Source organism: Rhizobium rosettiformans, assembly GCF_016806065.1.
In the GTDB taxonomy this organism is placed as follows: domain Bacteria; phylum Pseudomonadota; class Alphaproteobacteria; order Rhizobiales; family Rhizobiaceae; genus Allorhizobium.
In genome coordinates, this window is sequence record NZ_CP032405.1 from 3,259,698 (window position 1) to 3,279,715 (window position 20,018).

At 61.9% G+C, this 20,018-nt stretch carries 21 protein-coding genes and 1 tRNA gene; 13 read left to right on the forward strand and 9 right to left on the reverse strand.

From position 1 onward, the window contains the following. The first annotated feature begins 3 nt into the window (after positions 1-3). From D4A92_RS15975 to D4A92_RS15985, 3 genes are all read left to right on the forward strand, one after another. The gene (locus D4A92_RS15975) at positions 4-288 is read left to right on the forward strand and encodes a hypothetical protein (protein WP_203015460.1); all 285 of its coding nucleotides are present in this window, start codon (positions 4-6) and stop codon (positions 286-288) included. A 551-nt stretch (positions 289-839) separates the two neighbouring features. Next, positions 840-2,750, forward strand: a complete 1,911-nt coding sequence (locus tag D4A92_RS15980) for a methyl-accepting chemotaxis protein (RefSeq protein ID WP_203015476.1) — start codon at positions 840-842, stop codon at positions 2,748-2,750. Positions 2,751-2,914: 164 nt separating this feature from the next. Further along, the gene (locus tag D4A92_RS15985; RefSeq protein WP_203015478.1) at positions 2,915-3,544 is read left to right on the forward strand and encodes an NAD-dependent epimerase/dehydratase family protein; all 630 of its coding nucleotides are present in this window, start codon (positions 2,915-2,917) and stop codon (positions 3,542-3,544) included. Positions 3,545-3,579: 35 nt separating this feature from the next. Here the strand turns inward: D4A92_RS15985 and D4A92_RS15990 are convergent, their stop codons facing one another. Then, the gene (locus tag D4A92_RS15990; RefSeq protein ID WP_203015480.1) at positions 3,580-4,407 is read right to left on the reverse strand and encodes a DUF1206 domain-containing protein; all 828 of its coding nucleotides are present in this window, start codon (positions 4,405-4,407) and stop codon (positions 3,580-3,582) included. 385 nt (positions 4,408-4,792) lie between these two features. Here D4A92_RS15990 and D4A92_RS15995 point away from each other — a divergent pair, with 385 nt between their 5' ends. Then, positions 4,793-5,155, forward strand: a complete 363-nt coding sequence (locus tag D4A92_RS15995; protein ID WP_203015482.1) for an ArsR/SmtB family transcription factor — start codon at positions 4,793-4,795, stop codon at positions 5,153-5,155. Then, positions 5,152-5,691, forward strand: coding sequence for an SRPBCC family protein (locus tag D4A92_RS16000; RefSeq protein ID WP_425957860.1), 540 nt, complete (start codon positions 5,152-5,154; stop codon positions 5,689-5,691). Before D4A92_RS15995 ends, D4A92_RS16000 begins: the two co-directional genes overlap by 4 nt. Positions 5,692-5,775: 84 nt before the next feature. On the opposite strand, the gene D4A92_RS16005 is transcribed toward D4A92_RS16000, so the two are convergent. The 5 genes from D4A92_RS16005 to D4A92_RS16025 all read right to left on the reverse strand — a co-directional run bounded on the left by D4A92_RS16005 (position 5,776) and on the right by D4A92_RS16025 (position 10,572). Continuing rightward, the gene (locus D4A92_RS16005) at positions 5,776-7,464 is read right to left on the reverse strand and encodes a PQQ-dependent sugar dehydrogenase (protein WP_203015488.1); all 1,689 of its coding nucleotides are present in this window, start codon (positions 7,462-7,464) and stop codon (positions 5,776-5,778) included. Then, positions 7,461-7,901, reverse strand: coding sequence for a DUF2231 domain-containing protein (locus D4A92_RS16010; protein WP_203015490.1), 441 nt, complete (start codon positions 7,899-7,901; stop codon positions 7,461-7,463). Before D4A92_RS16010 ends, D4A92_RS16005 begins: the two co-directional genes overlap by 4 nt. Before the next feature lie 199 nt (positions 7,902-8,100). Further along, positions 8,101-8,598, reverse strand: coding sequence for a xanthine phosphoribosyltransferase (gpt, locus tag D4A92_RS16015; protein ID WP_203015492.1), 498 nt, complete (start codon positions 8,596-8,598; stop codon positions 8,101-8,103). 225 nt (positions 8,599-8,823) lie between these two features. Continuing rightward, the gene (locus D4A92_RS16020) at positions 8,824-9,666 is read right to left on the reverse strand and encodes a universal stress protein (RefSeq protein ID WP_203015494.1); all 843 of its coding nucleotides are present in this window, start codon (positions 9,664-9,666) and stop codon (positions 8,824-8,826) included. A 120-nt stretch (positions 9,667-9,786) separates the two neighbouring features. After that, positions 9,787-10,572, reverse strand: a complete 786-nt coding sequence (locus tag D4A92_RS16025) for a competence/damage-inducible protein A (protein ID WP_203015496.1) — start codon at positions 10,570-10,572, stop codon at positions 9,787-9,789. A gap of 190 nt (positions 10,573-10,762) precedes the next feature. On the opposite strand from D4A92_RS16025, the gene wrbA reads away from it, so the two are divergent. From wrbA to D4A92_RS16055, 6 genes are all read left to right on the forward strand, one after another. Continuing rightward, a complete protein-coding gene (gene wrbA, locus D4A92_RS16030; RefSeq protein ID WP_203015498.1) occupies positions 10,763-11,359 on the forward strand; it encodes an NAD(P)H:quinone oxidoreductase in 597 nt (198 codons plus the stop codon). Between the two features lie 165 nt (positions 11,360-11,524). Then, the gene (locus tag D4A92_RS16035) at positions 11,525-11,788 is read left to right on the forward strand and encodes a PilZ domain-containing protein (RefSeq protein WP_006728621.1); all 264 of its coding nucleotides are present in this window, start codon (positions 11,525-11,527) and stop codon (positions 11,786-11,788) included. A gap of 83 nt (positions 11,789-11,871) precedes the next feature. Then, a tRNA-Leu gene (locus tag D4A92_RS16040) sits at positions 11,872-11,957 on the forward strand. A 198-nt stretch (positions 11,958-12,155) separates the two neighbouring features. Then, positions 12,156-13,190: an ABC transporter substrate-binding protein gene (locus tag D4A92_RS16045; RefSeq protein ID WP_203015507.1), complete on the forward strand. Its 1,035-nt coding sequence runs from the start codon at positions 12,156-12,158 to the stop codon at positions 13,188-13,190. Between the two features lie 141 nt (positions 13,191-13,331). Then, positions 13,332-14,120 carry an ABC transporter ATP-binding protein gene (locus tag D4A92_RS16050; RefSeq protein ID WP_203015509.1) on the forward strand — a complete coding sequence of 263 codons (789 nt, stop codon included), beginning with the start codon at positions 13,332-13,334 and terminating at the stop codon, positions 14,118-14,120. Further along, the gene (locus D4A92_RS16055; protein ID WP_203015511.1) at positions 14,117-14,935 is read left to right on the forward strand and encodes an ABC transporter permease; all 819 of its coding nucleotides are present in this window, start codon (positions 14,117-14,119) and stop codon (positions 14,933-14,935) included. Before D4A92_RS16050 ends, D4A92_RS16055 begins: the two co-directional genes overlap by 4 nt. Positions 14,936-14,965: 30 nt before the next feature. Here D4A92_RS16055 and D4A92_RS16060 read toward each other — a convergent pair whose 3' ends face one another. Together D4A92_RS16060 and D4A92_RS16065 are read right to left on the reverse strand one after the other, a co-directional pair. Beyond that, positions 14,966-15,565 (reverse strand): hypothetical protein, encoded by a 600-nt coding sequence (locus tag D4A92_RS16060; protein WP_203015513.1) that lies wholly within the window; start codon positions 15,563-15,565, stop codon positions 14,966-14,968. 95 nt (positions 15,566-15,660) lie between these two features. Further along, a complete protein-coding gene (locus D4A92_RS16065; protein WP_203015515.1) occupies positions 15,661-17,115 on the reverse strand; it encodes a TrkH family potassium uptake protein in 1,455 nt (484 codons plus the stop codon). A 132-nt stretch (positions 17,116-17,247) separates the two neighbouring features. On the opposite strand from D4A92_RS16065, the gene ilvA reads away from it, so the two are divergent. Beyond that, complete coding sequence (gene ilvA / locus D4A92_RS16070) at positions 17,248-18,462, forward strand: threonine ammonia-lyase (RefSeq protein ID WP_425958084.1); 1,215 nt, start codon at positions 17,248-17,250, stop codon at positions 18,460-18,462. Here ilvA and D4A92_RS16075 read toward each other — a convergent pair. Next, on the reverse strand, positions 18,455-19,444 hold the full coding sequence (locus tag D4A92_RS16075) for an alpha/beta hydrolase (protein ID WP_203015527.1): 990 nt from the start codon (positions 19,442-19,444) through the stop codon (positions 18,455-18,457). The two genes, ilvA and D4A92_RS16075, sit on opposite strands and share 8 nt — an antisense overlap. Before the next feature lie 112 nt (positions 19,445-19,556). Here D4A92_RS16075 and D4A92_RS16080 point away from each other — a divergent pair, with 112 nt between their 5' ends. Next, on the forward strand, positions 19,557-19,877 hold the full coding sequence (locus D4A92_RS16080) for an HlyU family transcriptional regulator (RefSeq protein WP_203015529.1): 321 nt from the start codon (positions 19,557-19,559) through the stop codon (positions 19,875-19,877). The last annotated feature ends 141 nt before the right edge of the window (positions 19,878-20,018 follow it).

Here is a 20,018-nt window from a genome sequence, read left to right on the forward strand (position 1 = left end):
CCTGTGTCCCTCGATCTTGGGCGCCGGAAATTCGGCGCGATAAAACATGTCGTCTGCACGCCGAACCGCGCAGCCGTTCACTTGTTCGTCCGTCAGGTGATTCATCCGGAGATGATGACCCTGTATATGGTAGAGATGGTGGCTGCAAACACTAAATATGGTACTAACAGTTTATTGCCGCCAGATCTGAAACCCCCGCCCGGCGGTCAAAAATCGCACAAATTTCCTGGCGCGGAAGGCGTCGTCAGAACGCCGTTCCACTTGCAAGAAAGCCGCTACAATGTTTGATGAAACCCGGCCTCGTTCATGCCCGGTCCAGTCGCCGCCGCAACAGGATCCATTAACATCGTCCCGACTGATTCCGTCAAGGGGTGGTCTGTGAAGGAAATGTTAACGCTATATGTTGTGGTGTTACATTGTGGATAACGGGCAAAAGAGCGAAGTCACGGGAATGAAAGGGCTTTCTCGGTCGATGTGACGCATGCCGCCGCGGATGTCTCTCCGTCAACCAGATGTCACGGGCTATATTTCGTCCCGAAATGACCCGTCTGAGCGAACGGCGCCCCGGATTTGAGGGCTTTCGCGAAAGACCGCGCCTGTTGCTCAAAAACCTGGGGATGACCCGCGCCAAGAATCAGTGCCTTGACATGCGAAATCGGCGACCGCGTCGCGCCTTCCCGGGACCACCTAAAAATCATATGCGTCTTTCCTGTATTTCGTAGCAACGAAATCGCAACATGTCCCACGTATTGAGGGAGGCATACGTATGGAATGAGCTCCATGCCCGGCCGGTCAGGGCCGCCTGCCAGGATGGCGGGTTCGCACGGAGTGAAATTTCCATGAGTATTGCCAATCTTTCCATTCTGAAGAAGGTCAGCCTTGTCGTCGTCCTGATGGGCGTGGCGGCCGCCGCGATCGCGGCTGTGGGCGCAAGCGGCCTGTCCTCGCTGGGCGCCGCCCTCAAGGATACCGGCGCCCGCGAAGAGGTGGCCCGCGAGGCCATGGACCTGCGCGTCGACATCATCGCCATTTCGCGCATGACCTACCAGCTGGCGCTGGCGCCTGAGAAGGCCGCCGACTTTGCCGCCGAGACCGACAAGCGTGCCGCTGAAATGCTGGCACGCCTGCCGAAGATCGCAACCACTGCGAGCCCGGCCGAAGCCCAGATCCTCGAACGCACCAAGCAGGCGCTCGACGCCTACTTCAACCAGATTCGTGAAATGGTGGCCGTCGCTGCCACGCCCGCCGGCCAGGATCTCGCCGTCATGAAGGCCGAGCTTGCCAAGGCGCTCGAGGCGCAGAAGACGGTGACTGCTGTCGTCAAGGAATATTCGACCTCGTCGGCCGAGAGCCTGACGGGTTCGCGTGAAAACGCGCTGGCGGCCTCCGGCTTCACCATGCTGGTCCAGATCGTCACTGCCGCCGTCTGCATTCTCGCAGGCGTCGCGATCAGCTTCCTGCTTGCCCGCCGCGGCATCGTCAACCCGATCCGCAGCCTGACCGCCGTCATGACGGAAATGGCCTCTGGCAAGCTTGGCAGCAGCATTCCGGGCACCGAGCGCAAGGACGAAATCGGCGAAATGGCGCGTGCGCTCGAAGTCTTCCGCACGAACGAAGAGCAGATGCGTGCGATGGAAGCCCAAGAAGCGGCACTGCACGCCCAGAGCAAGGATCTGCAGACCTCGATCAGCGGCATTGTTGCCGCTGCCGCTGCCGGCGACTTCTCAAAGCGCATTGGCAAGACCTATGAGGATGCGGACCTGCAGCGCTTCGCCGCCTCGGTCAACGAGCTGGTCGAAAGCGTCGATCGTGGCGTGACCGAAGTGCGCCGCGTCATTGCAGCGCTCGCCGATGCTGACCTCACGCACGACATGCAGGGCCAGTTCCAGGGCGCCTTTGCCGAACTGCAGGGCAACGTCAACCAGACCATGGCCGTTCTGCGCCAGACCATGCAGAACATCCTGAGCGCTGCTGGCACGATCACCGGCAATTCCGGCGAGCTGTCGTCGGCCGCCAACCAGCTTGCCCGCCGCACCGAGCAGCAGGCCGCTTCGCTCGAAGAGACCGCCGCAGCGCTTGAGGAAATCACCACCACGGTCAAGACCTCGACCCAGCGCGCCAAGGAAGCCTCCCATATGGTCGAAGAGACCAAGTCGAGCGCTGGCAAGTCGGGCGACATCGTCCGCAACGCGATCGACGCCATGGGCCGCATCGAGCAGTCCTCGCAGAAGATCAGCCAGATCATCTCCGTGATCGACGAAATCGCCTTCCAGACCAACCTCTTGGCGCTGAATGCCGGCGTCGAAGCTGCGCGCGCCGGTGAAGCCGGTCGTGGTTTCGCCGTCGTCGCACAAGAGGTTCGCGAACTGGCTCAGCGCTCGGCCAATGCCGCGAAGGAGATCAAGACCCTGATCAACACCTCAGCCGAGGAAGTGAAGGGCGGCGTGTCGCTCGTTCTGTCCACCGGCGAGGCGCTGAAGGAGATCGAATCGCTGGTCAACCGCGTCAATGATCACGTCGTGACGATCGCCCGTGCCGCCGAAGAACAGTCGGCAGCCCTCGGCGAGATCAACACCTCGGTCAACCACATGGACCAGATGACCCAGCAGAACGCCGCCATGGTCGAAGAGACGACGGCCGCCAGCCAGGTTCTCGCTGGCGAAGCCCGCCAGCTGCAGGCGCAGCTTGCCCGCTTCAAGCTGGAAGGTGGCGCATCGGCCGGCTCGGCAGGCTATCGCACGGCCGCCTGAGGAAGTTCGGAAAATCGCTAATTCGCGAACAAGAGAAGCGCCACAGCGATGTGGCGCTTCTTTCGTTTGTGTGATGGAACGGGCAGTCTTGGCATGCATTGAGGCCTGCATCGCGCACTGGCGCTGGCCCTGAGGCGAGACATCGGAATGAAGGAGACGGGATCATGCATCTGTTGCTGTTGGGCGCCACCGGACTTGTCGGCAGTCATGTCCTCAATCTGGCGCTCGCCGACCCACGCGTGTCGACGGTGACCGCCCCGACCCGCCGGCCGTTGCCGGAGCGACCAAGCCTTTCGGCGCCGATCGTCGATTTCGATGATCTTCCTGAGGACCCGTCGATCTGGTCCGCCGATGCCGTGATCTGTGCTCTCGGCACCACGCTGAAAACGGCCGGATCACGCGAGCGCTTCCGTCAGGTCGACCACTACTATCCTCTGGAAATTGCACGGCTTGCAAAAGCTCACGGTGCACGGGCCTTCGTTCTCAACTCTGCGAAGGGGGCCGACGTGAAGTCGCTCTTTTTCTACAGTCGGGTCAAGGGTGAGACGGAGCGTGATATCCTGCAGCTCGGCTTCGATCGAGCCGTGCTGGTCCGCCCCGGGCTTATCTATGGCCCGCGCCAGGAGCCACGGCCGATGGAGCAGTGGGCGGGCAGGGTGCTTTCAATGCTGAATCCGATCCTGCCGTCGTCTCTGAAGGCGAACCCGCCGGAAGCCATCGCCCGCGCCATGCTGGATGCCGCCGTGTCGGCGGCACCGGGGGTGACCATCGTGCCATCGCAGGATCTGCTGTAGTGGCAGGTGACGGCATCGACGGTCGTTCTTATGCGTCAGTTTGCACGGCCGATAGGTAGCTGACGGCGCAGGTCGCCGGCCTCGGGCGCATTGATGCGCCGGTAACGCGCCTCGACGAAATTGTAGAGACCGAAGGCGCCAAGACCGAGCGCGACGACGCCATAGACCACGCTGCCGAAGGGGAGCTGACGGACCCAGGCCAGTGCCTCTGCGGTGCCGCCAGCCTGTTCTGGATTGACCGTGAAGGCCGCATAGACAAAGAAGCCGCCAACGATCGCAAAGACGACGCCGCGGGCGACGAGACCGTAGATGGAGATGAGCACAGCCGGCGAATTGCTGTTGGCATCGAGGTCCAGATATTTACCGAAGCCGCGACGCAGGCCCTTGATGGACGTCACCACGCCACCAGCCACGAAGCCGAGACCGGTCAGCCCGGCGAGATAGCGCCCGAATGGCTGTGACATGATCCAGGCGGCAAGCCCCGCTTCGCCGCCCGACCCGCTGTTCGACCCGTAGGCAAGTGCGAGCGTCAGAGCGGTCATGGCGAGACCGGCGTAGGTGATCGCGCTGCCGAACATCGCGCCACGAATAATGTAGCCCTTGGCGTTTTCGTCATGGCCATCGGCATTGGCCAATGCCTGAGCAAGCCGCCAGACCACGAAGCCGGCGAGCCCCAGACCGATCAGCCCGATCCAGATCCTCCCGAACGGCTGCTGCAGGATGGTTTCGAGAGCCGATTGCGTGTCGGCCTCACCGCCGGCGATGCCTGAAAACAGAGCGAGCCCCGCAATCATCAGAAAAACGATACCCCGCGCGCCATAACCGGCCCGTGCCATCAGATGAAATTTCGACCGCGTATTCATGAAAAGCCTCTCCTTCTGTGCGGATGAAACGGAGCAGGGGAGACAGGGTTCCCTCCAGGGCTATCGGACCGGTCCGGGGACAGCATCGGAACCGAAGCCATGGCGGTGGGTTACCCGCTGAGGTAACGAGACGGGAGGATTTTATGGTGACGGAGCCAAGCGAAAACGGCCAAGGCACTGAGGTGCGACGGTCCACCGAATATTCCGCGCAGTCAGACAGTGGCGCAAAACCCGGATTTGCGCTCTCCGCCTGGTCGCTCATCGTCGGCGGTTGCTTTCTCCTCTTGGTTCTCGGCTGGCTATTTTTCCTCTGAGAAACATGCGCGTAGACCATCATTAAACCACATGGTTGACAATTGACGGGTGATCGTCGATATTCAACCGCATGGTTGATATTTCACACAATTCTTTGGACATGATCTTTCACGCGCTGGGCGATGAGACGCGTCGGCGCATGCTGGCGGCCCTTTCGCAAGGAGAAAGGAGCGTCGGCGAACTGGCCGAGCCTTTCTCTATGTCGCTCGCCGCCGCCTCCAAACACATCAAGGTCCTCGAAGCCGCAGGCCTTATCCGCCGCGAGATCCGAGGCCGTACCCATCTCTGCCGATTGGATCCGGGACCGCTTGCCGGTGCCCACCAGTGGCTGAGCGCCTACGAGCACTTCTGGACCGGCCGGCTGGATGTCCTCGAACGGCTCCTCCGAGCGGAGGATGCCGCATTTCCCCGACAGAAACCTGATGGAGAATGACGATGACGGAAAGACTGGACGTAAATCCTTATGGCCGAGTGACCGAGCCCGCAACGCTGGTGATCGAGCGCCTGTTGCCCGGGCCGGCTTCGCGGATCTGGTCATATCTGACCGATGGCGAGATGCGGCGCAAATGGCTCGCTGCGGGCAGCATGGAGGAGAAGGCGGGTTCGACCTTCGAACTGGTGTGGCGCAACGAGGAGCTGACGGACCCGCCGGGCGCTCGGCCGGAAGGCTTCAGCGAGGAGATGCGAATGACGAGCCGCGTGCTCGAGGTGCAGAAGGAAAAACGGCTCGTCTTCACCTGGGGCGAGAGCGGTGAGGTCGCCTTCGATCTGAAGGCGGACGGGGATGAGGTGCTGCTGACCATCACCCATCGCCGCATTTCCGATCGTGCCAACCTGCTCATGGTCGGTGCGGGCTGGCACATGCATCTCGATATTCTCAGCGCCCATCTGGACGGCCGGCGGGCGGAGCCCTTCTGGGACGGCTGGCTCAAACTCAAGGACGAATACGATCGCCGTTTGCCAGCCTGATCGCGGAGCCTTTGTGACCGAATCGAAAGCCCTCCGTCTGTCTGGCGGAGGGCTTTCTCGTTTTTTCAGAGCCCGATGGGTCGATTAGGGTTGCGCAGGAGCCGGCGTTGCAGGCGTCGCGTCCTGAACGGCACCTTCCGGTCCCGTCGCCGGGACATCCGTCTGGGGCGGTGTCGGAGGCGCAAGCGTGCCATCGCCGGTATTGGCCGGCGCGTCCGGGGTCGGTGCGACGGCCGGATCTTCGGCGGGCGGCGTTGTGGCGTCCGGCGCAGGGCTAGCAGGCGTAGGCGTTTCCGTTGCGGGCGTGCCCTCGGCCGGTGCGGTTGCTGGCGCTGCGCCTTCGACGGCTTCAGCAGCACCGGCCTGTTCCTCAGCGACCGGCGAGCCCGGCGGCATTTCATCCGTGCCGAGCGGTTCGGAAAGGGCGGTCGCATTCTGCGCAGCGACGCGCCAGACCGTATTGCCGGCATCGTCGGCAACCAAGAGCGCGCCGGTTCCATCGAAACCAAGACCGACGGGGCGGCCGCGGGCTTCTTCGTCGGGATTGAGGAAGCCGGTCACCACGTCTCGGGCTTCACCCGACGGCATGCCGTTTTCGAAGGGCACGTAGAGCACCTTGTAGCCATTGAACTGGTCGCGGTTCCAGCTGCCGCGATTGCCGACAAAGGCGCCGTTCGCATACTCCTCGGGCATGGCCATGCCCAAGGAGAAGGCGAGACCCAAAGCGGCCACATGGCTCGAGAGCGCATAATCCGGCTTGATCGCCTGCTCGACCATGTCGGGCCGCGGCGGATGCAGGCGCGGATCGACATGCTGGCCGAAATAGCTCCACGGCCAGCCGTAGAAGCCGCGGTCCTGCACCGAGGTCATATAGTCGGGTACGAGATTGGGGCCGAGCTCGTCTCGTTCGTTGACGACGGTCCAGAGCGCGCCGCTCTCGGGGTTGATCGTCAGGCCGTTTGGGTTGCGCAATCCCGACGCATAGATGCGCGAGGCACCGGTTTCCCGGTCGATCTGCCAGATCGCGGCGCGGCCCTTTTCGGCCTCCAGACCGCGTTCGCCGGCATTCGAGTTCGAGCCGACCGAGGCGTAGAGGAAGCGGCCGTCGGGGCTCAGCGCCAGATCCTTGGTCCAGTGGTGATTGATCGGGCCGCCCGGCAAGGGGGTGAGGACGCGCGGCGGCGTGGTGATCTCGTTCTGCCCGAGCTGATAGTCATATGCGAGGACCGCATCGGCGGCCGCGACATAGAGGGTATCGTCGGCAAAGGCGAGACCGAAGGGGGAGTTGAGATCGGTGAGCAGATCATGTCGCTCGTCCACGGTGCCGTCACGATCCGTGTCGCGCAGCAGCGTGATGAGATTGGTGGGTTTGTCGTTACCGCCGCTGCCGGCCGCAAACGCCATGATGAAATCACGAATAACGTCTTTGGGCCGCTCCACCGGCTTGCCGGGTGGGGCCTTGCTTTGCACCACAAGCACGTCGCCGTTCGGAAGCGTGTGCACGGTACGCGGATTGGCAAGATCGCGGGCGTATGCGGTGATGGTGAAGCCCTCCAGTACGTCGGGGGTCTCGTTTTCCCCCCATCCAACGACTTCCGCGACCTTGAGGTCAGGCAGCAGGGACTGGCGGGGCTCCGGCAGGACCGGGTCGGGGCCGATCTGGCTGGTGATGTCGAAATTGCCGTTGTCGTCGCTGCAGCCGGCAAGCGCCAGCACAAGAACGGCGGTCGAGGCGAGGGCGGCGTGACGGAGCGTCAGGGTAGAGCGGGTCATGGCGTTCTCCAGGCGTCGGCGCTGCGCTGTTCGGCGGTGAGGTAGACACAGGCGATCATGGCAATGACGGTGATCAGGGATGTGGCAAGGCCATAGGGCACAATGGCCGTCCAGCCGTCGCCGGCATGGATGAAGCTGTTGATGAAGGCGAGCACCAGAACCGCGAGATAGGCGATGACCGCCGGCCAGCCGGGGCGAAGAGCACGCGTGGCGGGACGGGCGAGATCGATCAGACCGGCGAGAATGGACAAGGCACCGAAGATCAGGCCGAAGAACAAGAGCCAGTCGGAAAAATTGCTCCACATCAGATGCGAGGTTCGCCAGTAGAGGATGTCTGTGATCAGCGTCAGCGTGAAGCAGACGAAAGGAAATGGGACGAACAGCGCCGACACCGGGTAGGCGTTCGATGCTGTCGGCGGCGAGTGAAGGGTGGCCATCAGTTGCTCTCTACCGTTGGGAGTGGAACATGAGAGCCATACGGCCGAGCGGCCGAATTGTTCCGTCCCATCACCAGCCGTGAGCAATAAGCGAGGCGGCTAGCCGAGAAGTTGGAGAGTAGGAGCGTTTTTGCCGGCCAAGAAAAAACCCGCCTGCGGGTGACAGACGGGTTTGATGAGGATGGCGGCGAGACTTGGATCAGCCCTTGGAGCCCTTGGCGATCGGCTCCTGATAGGTGAAGCCCATGTCCCAGGGGAAATAGATCCAGGTATCCTGGGACACCTCGGTGACGAAGGTGTCGATGGTCGGCACGCCCTTCGGCTTGGCATAGACGCAGGCGAAATGCGCCTTCGGCATCATCTCGCGCACTTCAAGCGCCGTCTTGCCGGTATCGGTGAGGTCGTCGACCACGAGCACACCTTCGCCGCCATTGACCATGAGTTCGGCGGTGATGCCCTTCAGCAGGTTCATTTCGCCCTGGTTGACATAGTCATGATAGGAGGCGACGCAGACCGTCTCGATCAGGCGGATGTTGAGCTCGCGCGAGATGATCGCCGCCGGTACCAGGCCGCCGCGGGTGATGCAGACGATGGCGCGGAATTCCTGACCAAGACCGGCAAGGCGCCAGGCGAGTGCGCGCGCGTCGCGGTGGAACTGATCCCAGGAAACGGGAAAGGCTTTATCGGGGAGAGACATGCACGGGGCTCCGCTGGCTGGATGATATCGTCCGCGCCGGATTGCGGCGCCGTCGACCGGATCCTTTCAGGCGGGCCGCTTTGCACGGGTCCCGAAACGCGTTTCGCGCGGCAGATACCGCGCGAACCTCGTCCCCTCAAAGGGTTCCAGTCTTTGGCCGTTGCTATTAGCGGGAATCCGAAGCCTCTGGCAAGGCCTCGCGTTCCCGCCCGATTAGTCGATCAATCAGCGCGACAGAAGCGTCAGTGCCGTCATCGAATCGAGCAGCGTGCGGGTGACGCCGCCGAACAGCATTTCCCACCAGCGTTTGTTGCCATAGGCGCCCATGACCAGGAGATCGATGGAGCTGTCCGACAGGCGGTTCTCGATGGCGATTGCCGGGTCGAGACCGGTCTTTTCCGACGCCGTGACGGTCACCTTGATCCCGTGGCGGGCAAGCGAAGCGGCGAGCTCGGCGCCGGCGATTGCGCCGGTCTGGGTGGAGGTGTCGGAGGCGTCGACGGTGAAGATCTCGACCTCTTCGGCCGCCATCAGGAAGGGCAGGGCATCGAAGGTGGCGCGGGCCGCCTCACGCGAGCCGTTCCAGGCGACGAGCACCCGGCGGATCGGTTTCGGTGCCTTCAGGATATGCGGGATGAGCAGCACCGGCCGTCCGCTTTCGAACAGGAAGCTCTCGAGTTCGGAACGGGTTTCGGACAGCATGCCCGCCTCGCCCTGAGCGGCGATCACGAGATCGGCGCTGCGCGCGCTGTCGATCAGGGCGGCGGAATTGAAGCCGGAGGATGTGACAAAGCTGCGCCATTCATGCGACAGGCCTTCGCGGTTGCCGATCTCGCGAAAGATCCGCTCCACGCTTTCCGTCTCCTGATGCGCCATGTCCTGCAGCGCCTGCACGGTCGCAGGGTCCGGGATCTCCATCGGCGCGACCAGCGGCACCATGGCCACGGCCTCCGCATGGGCGCCGATCACATGCGACTGAAACTGGTTGGCAATGGCGACGGCGAAATCCGCCACCTGTTGCGTGGTTTTCGGTGTGTCCAATATGGCAAGAAGTGTGCGGTAACCCATGGTCGTCTCCTCTTGCGGTCCTTATTCAACGTCCGCATGAGATAACTATGGGTTCCGTTACGTTGTTCCGCCTTGACCGAGGTCAAGTCAGGAGGGGTTTGAGGCACAAAGGAAAGCGGCTCAGGCCACCTCGCCGGTGCCGAGATCGCGCGTGGCGGCCGCATCCTTCTCGTTTCGGATCGCATCGATCATCGCCTCGACATCGGCGGCGGCCGCATCGACGATCGCCTGGTCGCGTGCCCTGACGATAAGCTCGGTCGAGAAGCGCCGGCCATCGAAATGTGGATAGGAGCCGATCGAGGTTTCCGGATGCGCTTTCTGGATCGCGCCAAGCGCCGTGCCGATATCGCCTTCACCGAAGGGGCAGGCGATCGAGCGCGACAGCACCCGCTGGCCGGCCGGCAGTGTTTCGATCACATGCGCCATCATCGCCTGGAAGACCTGCGGCACGCCGGCCATCACATGCACATTGCCGATGATGAAGCCGGGGGCGGTCGAGACCGGGTTCGGAATATGGCGGCTGCCTTCCGGCATGCGCGCCATGCGCTGGCGGGCCTCGGTGAATTCCAGCCCGCGGCCAGCATACATGTCGCCGAGCAGCTTCATGGCGTCAGGGTCGTGCAGGCAGGGCGCGCCGAAAGCCTTGGATACGGCATCCGCCGTGATGTCGTCATGCGTCGGGCCGATGCCGCCCGAGGTGAAGACATAGGTGTATTTCGACCTGAGCGCATTCAGCGCCTCGACGATCGCATCCTCCTCGTCCGAGACGATGCGGACCTCTTTCAGATCGATGCCGGCAACCGTCAAAAGGTCGGCGAGATGGCCGATATTCTTGTCCTTGGTGCGGCCGGACAGGAGTTCGTCGCCGATGGCGAGCATGGCGGCGGTCTTGATCGTCGAGGTCATGGATGAAGTCCTATGGGAATGGGGCAGGCGGGGACCGAGAGGTTACCGTTTTATGTCCGTGAAGAGAAGTAAAGGCACTCATTGATTGAACACTGCGTTCCCGCAGCCGCGACTGGTTCCCGGCGTGGAATGCGCTACATGTCGCACATCCACAGCGCGGCAGGGCCGCATGTTCAAAGGGAGATACGACATGGCCAAGGTACTGGTTCTCTATTATTCCGCTTACGGTCACATCGAAACCATGGCCTATGCCGTTGCCGGAGGCGCAAAGTCGGCCGGCGCCGACGTCACCGTCAAGCGCGTTCCGGAACTGGTGCCGGAAGATGTCGCCAAGGCTTCCTATTACAAGATGGACCAGCAGGCCCCGATCGCCGACCCCTCCGAGCTTGACCAGTATGACGCCATCATCGTCGGTGCCGGCACCCGGTACGGCACGGTCGCCTCGCAGATGCGCAATTTCTGGGATCAGACCGGCGGCCTCTGGGCCCAGGGCAAGCTGACCGGCAAGCTCGGCTCGATGTTCACCTCGACCGCGACCCAGCATGGCGGCCAGGAAACCACCATCATGGGCTTCATCCCGACCTTCCTGCATCACGGCATGGTCTATGCCGGCCTGCCCTACGCCTTCCAGGGCCAGATGGGTGTTAGCGAAGTCATGGGCAACTCGCCCTACGGCGCCTCCACGATCACGGCCGGCGACGGTTCGCGCCAGCCGTCCGAGATCGAGCTCGAAGGTGCGCGCTATCAGGGCGCCCATGTCGCCAAGCTGGCTGCCAAGCTCGCTTGATAACTGGAATTGACGATCGTCAAAAGGCGGGGCGCAAGCTCCGCCTTTTTTCGTTTCTGCGACAGCTGTGCTGCCCGATCGTTAAAATGCGACCGGTCGATTGAAGCCTTTGTTGAGCGCTTCTGTGCATTCTTACGGTTGTAAGGCCTGAAAGGATGCATGCCCATGGAACAGCCAGATCGTCGTCGTCAGCCCCGCCTTCGGGCGCTTAAAGCCGGCCGCGCCATTCTCCCCGGCGGCCATTCCACCTTCGACTGCATGATTCGCAATCTCTCGCCGCTCGGCGCCAAGGTGAGCTTCGAATCGACCGCCGACATTCCCCCTCAATTCCGCCTGCGCCTCGAGGACGGCACGACCCATGACTGCGCGGTCAAATGGCGCAGCCCCCGCGAGATCGGCGTCGAATTCCTGGATGCACTGGCAAGCTGAGTGATAGATGACACGGGGCGGGCCACAGCATTGGTCCGCCACCCTTGACGCGTCCGCCGATCTGATCGAAACAGGGCCCGCATGCGGACGTGGCGAAACTGGTAGACGCAAGAGACTTAAAATCTCTCGGCCTTAGGTCATGCGGGTTCGATCCCCGCCGTCCGCACCAATATTGCTATTTCTTATTTGACTGTTAGCGCTGACCCGTTCCCTTCGGGGCAGGTCTTTGATGTCGTACATCTCTTTGCATTCAATGCGCCAAATTTGTGCAGATCCATTTTTGACGAAAGTTTGAGCATTTTCCGCTTTGCGGGTTCCGCGTTTCCTGCTTTGATGCGCCCATCAAAAACAAGGGGAGCTCAAATCCATGATCACAAGACGTCTCTTTTCGGCCTCGGTTGTTGCGGCGGGTCTGCTTGCCGGCGTGACGCTGCCGGTCGGTCAGGCGCATGCCGAGACGGCCATCAAGTTCACGCTCGACTGGAAGTTCGAGGGCCCAGCCGCCGGCTTCCTGCTGGCGCAGGACAAGGGATATTTCGCAGCGGAAGGCCTCAATGTGACGATCGATTCGGGCAATGGCTCGGTCGAGGCGATCCCGCGCGTGGCAACCGGCGCCTATCAGATGGGCTTCGGCGACATCAACTCGGTGATCAAGTTCCTGGATGAGGATCCGTCCCAGAAGGTCAAGGCCGTGATGATGGTCTATGACAAGCCGGTCTTCTCGGTCGTCGGCCGCAAGTCGCTCGGCGTGACCGAAGATCCGAAGTCGCTGGAAGGCAAGAAGCTCGGCGCTCCGCCGCCGGATGGCGCGTTTGCGCAGTGGCCGGCCTTCAAGCAGGCCGCCGGAATTGACGACAGCGGCATCACCATCGAATCGATTGGCTTTCCCGTTCGCGAGCCGATGCTCGCCAAGGGCGATGTCGATGCCGTCTTCGGCTTTGCCTTCTCGGTCATCCTGAACCTCAAGGCGCAAGGCATTCCGGCCGACGACATCGCGACCATTCTGATGGCCGATAACGGTCTGAACCTCTATGGCAACAGCGTGCTGGTGAACTCCGACTTCGCCGCTGAAAATCCCGAGGCTGTGAAAGGCTTCCTGAAGGCGCTTGCCAAGGGCTTTGCCGATGCCGTTGCCAATCCGGAAGAGGGTGCTGCCGCTGTCTTGAAGCGAAACGAGACGCTGAATGTCGATATCGAGAAGGAACGTCTGGAAATGGCCAATGCCATGAACATCAAGACGCCCTATGTTGTCGAAAACGGCATGGGCAGCGTCGACATGGCACGCCTTTCCGCCTCGATCGAGACGCTCAAGGTCTCCATGGGCCTGAAGGGCAATGTCACGGCCGAGCAGGTCTTCGACGGAAGCTTCCTGCCGGCCAAGGAAGAGCGGATGTTGCCTTGATGGTCTGACCCTCCTCTTGAGGGGGAGGGTCGAACCGCAGGTTCGAGGTGGGGTGACCTTTGCGAGATCACCCCACCCCTGCTTCGCAGCGACCTCACCCTCAAGGGGAGGTTGGGTAATGCAACATTGACCGGAGCCCCGATGTCCCACCTCGTTTCCATCGACAATGTCGACATGCGCTATGGCGGCGCCGACGGAACGCTTGCCGTAGCCGGCCTCACCATGCGCGTCGACAAGGGCGAATTCTCCGCCGTGGTCGGTCCGTCCGGCTGTGGCAAGTCGACCCTGATGAAGCTCGTGACCGGGCTGCATATCCCGCAATCCGGCGTCGTCATCGTCGCCGGCCAGCAGGTGACCAAGCCGGTCTCGATCGTCGGCATGGCTTTCCAGAACCCGACCATGCTGCCCTGGCGCACGACACTCGAAAACATCCTTCTGCCGCTTGAGATCGTCGAGCGGCATCGCCATCGCCTTCGAGCCAACAAGAAGGAATATGTCGAGAAGGCCGAGAACCTCCTGGAGATCGTCGGCTTGAAGGGCGTCGGCTCGAAATTCCCCTGGCAGCTCTCCGGCGGCATGCAGCAGCGCGCCAATCTCTGCCGGGCGCTGATCCACGAGCCGGAACTGCTGATGCTCGACGAGCCCTTCGGTGCGCTCGACGCCTTCACCCGCGAGGAGCTCTGGTGCGTCATCCGCGATCTGCATGCGGCCCAAGGCGTGACCATCGTGCTCGTCACCCATGACTTGCGCGAGGCGGTCTTCCTTGCGGATCGGATCTTCGTGATGAGTGCCAGACCCGGAAAGGTGGTCAAGGAACACACGGTGCCCTTCGCGCGGCCAAGGGATCTGGAACTGATGTACCAGACCGAGTTCAACGACATGGTGCATGTGCTGCACGGCGAGATCGCAAAGGCGAGGGTGGCGGCATGACGATGACGATCGAGACAGCGCCGACCCGCCCGGTGGTAAAGCCGCTGATGCAGCGTATCAACTGGGTGCGGGCGGCACCCTTCCTCTACACGCTGGCGCTCTTTGCCATCTGGGAACTGACGGTCATCGTACTCGACATGCCGCCGACCATCCTGCCGGCACCATCACGCGTGTTCGAGGCGGTGGTGCAATACTGGTCGCCGATCTGGAAGAACTCGCTGCAGACCCTCTACACGACGACGCTCGGCTTCATGATCGCCGTTGTCGCCGGACTGGGGCTCGGTCTCTTCATCGGCTGGTCGAAGTCCATCTATGCCGGGCTCTACCCCTTGATGATCGGCTTCAATGCGATCCCCAAGGTGGCGCTCGTGCCGATCCTCGTCATCTGGTTCGGCATCGGCACCGTGCCGGCAGTGCTGACCGCCTTCCTGATCTCCTTCTTCCCGATCGTCGTCAATGTGGCGACGGGGCTTGCCACCATCGAACCGGAGACGGAAGACGTGCTGCGGGCGCTGGGCGCCAAGAAGCTCGACATCATGCTGAAGGTCGGCATTCCCCGGTCGATGCCCTATTTCTTCGGTTCGCTGAAGATTGCGATCACGCTCGCCTTCGTCGGCTCTGTTGTCTCGGAGACGGTGGCCTCGAATTACGGCCTCGGCAACATGATGAGCTCGGCCCAGAGCCAGTTCAACGTGCCCCTGGTTTTTGCCGGGCTTCTGGCGCTCGCGGTCGAAGGCATCGCCATGTATGCGCTAATGGCCTGGCTCGAAAAGCGCATGACCGGCTGGGCGCACCGCTCGACCATGGCGAATTGATCCGACACACTGAACGCCCGATATGGGCGTTCAGCTCTTGTCTTTCAGCGTGAAGGCCAGTTCGAAAGGCGTCGAGCGCTCCGCGATCACGTCGTTCACGGTATAGCGCAGCACATAGCTGCCGGGTTTGGCGCCATCCACGTCGAGCGTCAGATGGGTGTAGATCTCGATCGCATCCGAATGGCCGGTGAAGGTGAAGTTGCCGAATTCCTTTTGCAGCGCGAGCGTCTTGCCTTCGTCGTCGGTCAGTTCGAGATCGACGGTGAAATGCGATTGGCGCTGGTTGTTGGGCGCTGGCTGCCATTTGAGCCCGGCCACCTCGACATAGGTGATGAGTTTCTCTCCGGTAGCGAAGACCGGCTCCGCTTTTGCGGTATAGGCCCTGTAGGCCTTCGGGACTTCCGTGATGAAGACGGCGCGTGGGACCGTGAGCGGCAAGCTCTGGCTGAAAGCTGCAAGCCCCGAACGCATCGCCTCGAAGGCACCCTTTGCATCGTTTTGTGCCGCAAGCTTCTCCGCCTCGATCGCGGCATCAAGAAGCGGGCCGGCCGTGACCGGCGCCGCAGAAAGAAGTGCGCCGACAATGGTGACGGCAAGGCCGCGGGCAGGGGCTTGGTATTTCAGAAACACGTGATTCTCCGGCTTTGATTCAGCCGGAGTGTGGGAAGAACCAAGCCCGGGCGTCAAGCGCGGAGCGGTTCTCTGCGATCACGTTGGCCTGATGCTCACGAGCGCCAGAAAATAGGCACCAGCAGCACCATGACGGTCAGCACTTCGAGACGGCCGAGCAGCATGGCGAGCGACAGGATGTAGAGTTCCGGATCGTGCATCGTGGCGAAGTTGCCGGCCGGGCCGATCAGCGACCCGATGCCGGGGCCGACATTCGAGAGCGCCGTGATCACGGCGGACGAGGCGGTGGTGAAATCGTAGCCGGCCAGCGCCATGGCAAGGCTGCCCATCACCCAGATGAAGATATAGGCGCTGAAGAACAGGAACACGGCGCGCTGCGTATCGGCATCGACGATCTGGTTGCCGTAGCGGACGGAATAGACGGCATTCGGGTAGATGAGCCGCTTCAGGCCAGTGACGATGATGTTGAAAATGATGACGAAACGGTAGGCCTTGATGCCGCCGGCCGTCGAGCCGGAGCAGCCGCCCATGAAGGTGGCAAAGAAGGCGGCTGCGACCGCAAACGGCCCCCACATCGTGTAGTCCTCACTGGCATAGCCTGTCGTCGACAGGATCGATGCGAAATTGAAGAGGGAATGCGAGAGTGCCAGCGGCAGGTCCACGCCATTGCGCAGATGGTTGTAGAGCGCGGCAGAGATGGCAAAGGCTGTGAGATAGCCGAGAAAGACCAGAATCTGCGGATCGCGCAGGGCGTCGAGGCGCCCTTTGATAAAGAAGACGATCAGGATCGAGAAGGGCAGGCTACAGACCGTCATGAAGAAGGTTGCGATCCCGCGAAGCGCATAGCTGTCGAAATAACCGAAGGAGGCGTCATGGGTGGAGAAGCCACCGGTGGCGATCGTTGTCAGCGCATGGTTGAGCGCATCGAAATGGCTCATGCCGAAGACATCATAGGCGATCATGCAGATCAGGGTGATCGCGACATAGATGGCGACGAAGGCACTGGTAAAGGTCGCAATGCGTGCGAACGGCTTGTCTGCGATGTCGGAGGATTCCATCTTGAAGAAGGAAACCCCGCCCACTCTGAGGAATGGCAGCACGAACAGGCCGAGCGCCACAATCCCGATCCCGCCCAGCCATTGCAGCAGCGAGCGCCAGACGAGGAGGCCGGGCGCCATGTCGTCCAGTCCGGAAAGAACGGTCGAGCCTGTCGTCGTGATCGCCGAAACCGATTCGAACAGGGCTTGAGCAAAGGTGAGGTCGAGCTGAGAGAAATAGATCGGGATCGCACCGACCAGCGAAAAGGTGGCCCAGAGCACGTTGACGAGGAGAAAGCCCATGCGCTTGGAGAAGGCTGGCGGCGGCCCGCGCGTTGCCATGGCTGCCGTGACCGACAGACCGCCAACCATGGCTGCAGACACCGTAAAGACAGACCAGTGGGGATCGCCATAATAGAGGTCCACCATGGCCGGGATCAGCATGGCCGTCGACAGATAGAGCCCGCACAGGGCTGCGATATAGACGACGGAGCGGAGCAGATTGGTATTCAAGGAATGACTTCCGTCTGTTGCAACGCAAAGAGGCTTTGTCTCTGCCCGATGTCTATGCCATAGCGGGGCTCTGTCCAAAATTCAACGGAGGCTGACGTGACCCCCGATCAGGTCGACCAAGCGCTGGAAGCCATGCGCGGGCTTTTCCCCGAGACGCCGCTGCAGCTCAACGAGCATTTGAGCGCCCGTTACGGCGCCAATGTCTATCTGAAGCGCGAGGACCTGACGCCTGTTCGCTCCTACAAGATCCGGGGCGCCTTCAACTTTTTCCGCAAGATCGTCGCCGACAGCCCCTCCGGCACCACCTTTGTCTGCGCCTCCGCTGGCAATCATGCCCAGGGATTCGCCTATGTCTGCCGCCATTTCGGCGTGCAGGGCGTGGTCTTCATGCCGGTGACGACGCCGCAGCAGAAGATCGACAAGACCCGCATCTTCGGCGGCGAATTCATCACCATTCGCCTGATCGGCGATATCTTCGATCAGTGCTATCAGGCGGCCCGCGAACATGTCGAAGCGATCGGCGGCTATATGGTGCCGCCCTTCGACCATCCCGATATCATCGAGGGCCAGGCGACGGTAGCGGCTGAAGTGATGCAGCAGCTGCCGGAAGGCGTGACGCCTGATCTCGTCATCATGCCGGTCGGCGGCGGCGGGCTCTCGTCGGGCATGACCGGCTATATGGCCGGCAAGGTTTCGCCCGAGGCGATGATCTTCTGCGAACCCCAGGGCGCACCGAGCCTGAAGAAGAGCCTTGAAGCCGGCAAGGTCATCACGCTGCCCAAGGTTGATAATTTCGTCGATGGGGCAGCCGTCGCCCGGATCGGCGACCATAATTTCGGAGCGCTGAAGGCCTTCCGCCCCGACCAGGTGCTGATCGTACCGGAAAACGCGATCTGCGTGACCATGACCGACATGCTGAATGTCGAGGGCGTGGTGCTGGAACCAGCAGGGGCGCTGGCACTGGCGGCCCTGGATCTTCTGCCGCGAGTCGCCTTGAGCGGTCGAACGATCGTCGCCGTCGTCTCCGGCGGCAATTTCGATTTCGAGCGTCTGCCGGACGTCAAGGAACGCGCCATGCGTTACGCCGGCTTGAAGAAATACTTCATCCTGCGTCTGCCGCAGCGCCCAGGCGCGCTGCGCGACTTCCTCAACCTGCTTGGGCCCGAAGACGATATCGCCCGCTTCGAGTACCTCAAGAAGTCGGCACGCAACTTCGGTTCGATCCTGATCGGTATCGAGACGGGCAAGCGCGAGAACTTCGCAGAGCTGTTCGACCGCTTCGATCAGGCAGGCCTTGGCTTCGAGGACATCACCGAAAACGAGATCCTCGCCAACCTGATCATCTGATGCCCTGGCCGGCGAGCCAGTCCAGGATGATCTTCGCAATCGGCTCGGTGGTCTCGGGCGAATAGGTATCGCCGGCAATCACATGGTTGTTGGCGTCGCCGGTCGGACCCGGATCGACGAGCGCGTGATCGGCACCCCAGCGCGCCGCAACCGCCGCCGTCCGTTCCGGCCTGACAACCTTGTCCTCGACAGACTGAAGGAAGAGGGCGGGAACGCGGATCTCCTCTACCGGCGTGTGGCTGGCCAGCCGGACCGATTGCGCCATGGGAATGAGCGCGGTTACTGGATAATTCGTCGTCCAGTTGTGCGCGTTGAGCGGGCTGATCGGGTCGAAGCCCGTGCGCTCGCCGATGATCAGCCGGGCAAGAGAGCCGCCGAACGGACCGGTCAGCAAGAAGCTACCGGAAGCCTGCACGCCATAATTGGGTGAGAGGAAAACCGAAGCTGCGATCTTCCCGGTAAGCGACGGGCGGCCGAGCGCCCAGGTGACGAGCGAAGCACCAGTGGACGTCGAGACAACGACGACGCGGTCGCCCAGACGTTTGCCGATGGCGAGTGCTTCGCCGACATCTGCCGCCCAGTCATCGATCGTCGCAAGGCCCAAGGCGTCGGGATCGTCGAGACCATGACCGGTAAGACGGGTGAGAAAGAGATTGGCGCCGAGTGCTTGTGCGACGCGGTCGGGCAGGGGGCGGACTTCCGCTGGCGAGGCGGAAAAGCCGTGCACATAGATGACCGAGACCGGCGTTTTGCTCTTCCGGGCGGGATCCGCCCAGACGATCTGCTTGGCAAGTCCTTCGCGGATGCGGCCAGCTTCACTCTCGCTGTCGGCGATCAGGACATCAAGCGAATCGAGCGGGGCGTCTGCGCCGATCTTTGCCTCGCGTTCCAGCGTGAGTACCGGTGGTCTGAGATAGAGAAAGACTGTAGCCGCGATGCTGATCAGAACGAGTGCAAGCGACAGGCCCATAACGATCCGCATCCCTCTGTCTCCGGTAGCCTTCCCGACCGAAGCGGACTGTATCACGCCATCATGACGCGGGAAGAAAACTGCCTGCTCTTCCTCGCTGGGCCTTGCTGTGCTAGGTCAGGCCATGTCTATCCTGTCCAGCATCCTCTCGATTTTCACCGGCGGTTCTTCTTCCGAAACTGCCGCCAAGCCAATGGCAGAGCCGCAGACCTACAAGGACTGCGTCATCCATGCCGAGCCCATGCGTGAAGGCAGCCAGTATCGTCTGGCCGGTCGCATCGTAAAGACCGTGGATGGTCGGTCGCTCGAGCGGAAATTCATCCGCGCCGACGTCTTCACCTCGTTCGATGATGCCCTCGACTGCACCTTCCGCAAGGCGCAGCAGATCATCGATCAGAATGGTCCGGCGCTTTTCGGTGACGGCGAGGAAACCCGCATCGTCTGACGATGCACTTCAATATCGCGAAGAAATGTTTCTTCGCGATCACCGAATGTTAATGATGCACCGCAACACTGGACCCTGAAATATTGTCCGGGTTTTCCAGTGATCATTGCGTTTCGCTCTATTTCATCCCTTGCTTTTCAC